The organism is Stenotrophomonas sp. HMWF003, assembly GCF_003061285.1.
Classification (GTDB): domain Bacteria; phylum Pseudomonadota; class Gammaproteobacteria; order Xanthomonadales; family Xanthomonadaceae; genus Stenotrophomonas; species Stenotrophomonas maltophilia_AP.
This window is the reverse complement of sequence record NZ_QAIW01000177.1, coordinates 1-2777: the sequence shown is the minus strand read 5'-3', so window position 1 is coordinate 2777 and position 2777 is coordinate 1. Positions and strand designations below refer to the sequence as shown.

At 67.0% G+C, this 2777-nt stretch carries 3 protein-coding genes; 2 read left to right on the top strand and 1 reads right to left on the bottom strand.

What is annotated here, in order from left to right; translation table 11 throughout:
* Window positions 1-40: 40 nt before the first annotated feature.
* Together DBR34_RS07250 and DBR34_RS07245 are read left to right on the top strand one after the other, a co-directional pair.
* Window positions 41-1381 carry a diguanylate cyclase gene (locus DBR34_RS07250; protein WP_181393928.1) on the top strand — a complete coding sequence of 447 codons (1341 nt, stop codon included), beginning with the start codon at window positions 41-43 and terminating at the stop codon, window positions 1379-1381.
* A gap of 69 nt (window positions 1382-1450) precedes the next feature.
* Window positions 1451-1912, top strand: coding sequence for a bacteriohemerythrin (locus tag DBR34_RS07245; protein ID WP_128096289.1), 462 nt, complete (start codon window positions 1451-1453; stop codon window positions 1910-1912).
* On the opposite strand, the gene DBR34_RS07240 is transcribed toward DBR34_RS07245, so the two are convergent.
* On the bottom strand, window positions 1893-2777 hold an 885-nt coding region (locus DBR34_RS07240; protein WP_128096288.1), incomplete at its 5' end, for an MFS transporter. The genes DBR34_RS07245 and DBR34_RS07240 overlap by 20 nt on opposite strands.

Below are 2777 nucleotides of genomic sequence, written 5' to 3'. Positions count from 1 at the left end.
GCTATATCTGCCGACCCACTCGAAATCGAGCGTACGCCACATGCCGGCTCTGTTGCAGGGCGCTTTCGACAGCGACCCCGGTGATGCCTTACCCCAGCGGATCCTGCTGGTGGAAAACTCGCGCACGTTCACCAGCATGCTGCGCGAGGCGATCGAGCAGCGGCTGGAGCTGCCGGTGTTCGTGGCGACCAGCCTGGCCGAGGCCGGGCGGCTGCTGGACGAGGAACAGGGCTGGTTCCTGGTCCTGACCGGGCTGGTGCTGGCCGACGGCGACCGCGACAAGGTGGTGGAGTTCTTCCTGTCGCGCGGGCTGCCCACCGTGGTGGTCAGCGGCGTATACGACGAAGACCTGCGCAAGCGCGTGCTGCAGCAGCAGATCATCGACTACGTGCTGAAGAACACCCCCGGCAGCATCGACTACCTGGTGTGGCTGGTGCAGCGGCTGGAGCGCAACCGGCGCATCGCGGCGCTGGTGGTGGATGATTCGATGTCGGCGCGGATGTACGCTGCCTCGCTGCTGCGCATGTACGGCCACACCGTCTACGAGGCGGCCGACGGTGCCGAAGGGCTGAAGGCGATCGAGGCGCACCCGGCGATCCGGCTGGCGGTGGTCGACCAGGAAATGCCGGGCATGGAAGGCGTGGAGTTCACCCGCCGGCTGCGCACGATGCGCTCGCGCGACAAGCTGGCGGTGATCGGCATCTCGGGCAACACCGATCCGTCACTGATCCCGCGCTTCCTCAAGAACGGGGCCAACGATTTCCTGCGCAAGCCGTTTTCCCGCGAGGAATTCTTCTGCCGCGTTTCGCAGAACGTGGACCAGCTGGAGCTGATCGGCACCCTGCAGGACCTGGCCACGCGCGACTTCCTGACCGGGCTGCCGAACCGGCGCAGCTTCCTGGAGCAGAGCCAGCGGCAGCTGCCGCAGCTGCACCACAACGACGACCTGGTGGCCGTGGCGATGATCGACATCGATCACTTCAAGCACATCAACGACACCCACGGCCACGAGGCCGGCGACGACGCACTGCGCGCGGTGGCCGCCGCGGTGGCCGGCCATGCCCGCGACCAGGACCTGATCGCACGCTTCGGCGGCGAAGAATTCTGCCTGCTGGTGCCGGGCCTGGAAGAGGACGAGGCACGCGGCTATTTCGAAATGCTGCGCGAGCGCATTGCGGCGCTGGAGGTGAAGCTGGGCGACACCACCCTGCGCATGACCGTGAGCATCGGGCTGTGCTGCCTGCGTCCGCAGCGCGATTCCCTGCACCGCCTGATCTCCGAGGCCGACCGCCAGCTGTACCTGGCCAAGGCCGGCGGGCGCAACCGGGTAAGCTGCACCAGCGTGGCCAGTGCCGCCCGGGAAACCGCCCTGGCGCCTTGATCGAGATCAACGCGAGCGTGTCGCGATCAACCTAGAGTCGTTCCCAGTTGAACACCACAGGGAACGCACATGGCACTTCTGGTCTGGCAGGACGACCTGAACATCGGCATCGACGTCATCGACCACCAGCACATGCGGATCGTGGAGATGCTCAACCACCTGCACGTGGCGCAGACCAGTCTGCAACGGCTGGCGGTGGCCGAGGTGATCGACGAACTGGTGGACTACACCATGTCGCACTTCGCCTTCGAGGAAGAGCTGATGGAGGAAGCCGGCTACCCGTTCTGCGCCGCGCACAAGCGCGTGCATGAGATTTTCATCAAGCGCGTGGCCGAGTACCGCCTGCGCTTCCAGGCCGGCGAAGACATCAGCGATGAACTGCGCACCATGCTGTCGCGCTGGCTGTTCAACCACATCCGTGGCGACGACAAGGCCTATGCGCCGCAGGTCAAGCTGCACCTGAACCAGTTCGCCCGCGAGCACCAGCAGGGCAACTGGCTGGGGCGCACGCTCAAGCGCTTCTTCCGCTGAGAGTCGCGCGCCGGCCCATCGCCAGCAGCGCCAGGATGGTCACCAGCGCGGTGCCGCACAGGTAGAAGCCAACCGCCAGCAGGCCGAAGCGCTCGGCCAGCCAGGTGGCCACGTACGGCGCCGGGGCCGCGCCGAGGATGCCGGCCAGGTTGAACGACAGCGACGCGCCGGTATAGCGCACCTGCACCGGGTAGATTTCAGCCAGGAAGGTGCCGCACGGGCCGTAGGTGAGGCCCATCAGGAACAGCCCCAGCGACAGGAAGCCCAGCACCAGCCACGGGCTGCCGGCCTGGAACAGCGGCGCGAACACGATGCCGAAGGCGAGGATCAGGCCACTGGCCACGATCATGGTGCGGCGCGTGCCCCAGCGGTCACCGTACAGCGCCGACAACGGAATGCCGGCGGCGAAGAACAGGATGCCCACCATCTGCAGCAGCAGGAACTGCTCGCGGCTGTACTGCAGCACGGTGGTGCCGTAGCCCAGGGTAAACACCGTCATCAGGTAGAACAGCACGAAGGTGGCGAACGCGCCCAGCGTGCCCAGCACCAGGGTCAGGAAGTGCTCGCGCATGACGGTCCACATCGGCAGCCTGACCCGCTCGTTGCGGTCCAGCGCGGCCTGGAACTGCGGGGTCTCATGGATGTTCAGGCGGACCCACAGGCCGACGGCCACCAGCAGCGAACTGGCCAGGAACGGGACGCGCCAGCCCCACTGCAGGAAGTCGGCATCGCTCATCGCCCGGCCCAGCAGCAGGAAGATGCCGGCCGACAACAGGAAGCCCAGCGGCGCGCCCAGCTGCGGGAACATGCCGTACCAGGCGCGCTTGCCCGGCGGTGCGTTCTCGGTGGCCAGCAGCACCGCCCC

Coding starts and splice junctions, on each gene's coding strand:
- DBR34_RS07250 (WP_181393928.1), top strand. CDS start 41: ATGCCGGCTCTGTTGCAGGGCGCTTTCGACAGCGACCCCGGTGATGCC.
- DBR34_RS07245 (WP_128096289.1), top strand. CDS start 1,451: ATGGCACTTCTGGTCTGGCAGGACGACCTGAACATCGGCATCGACGTC.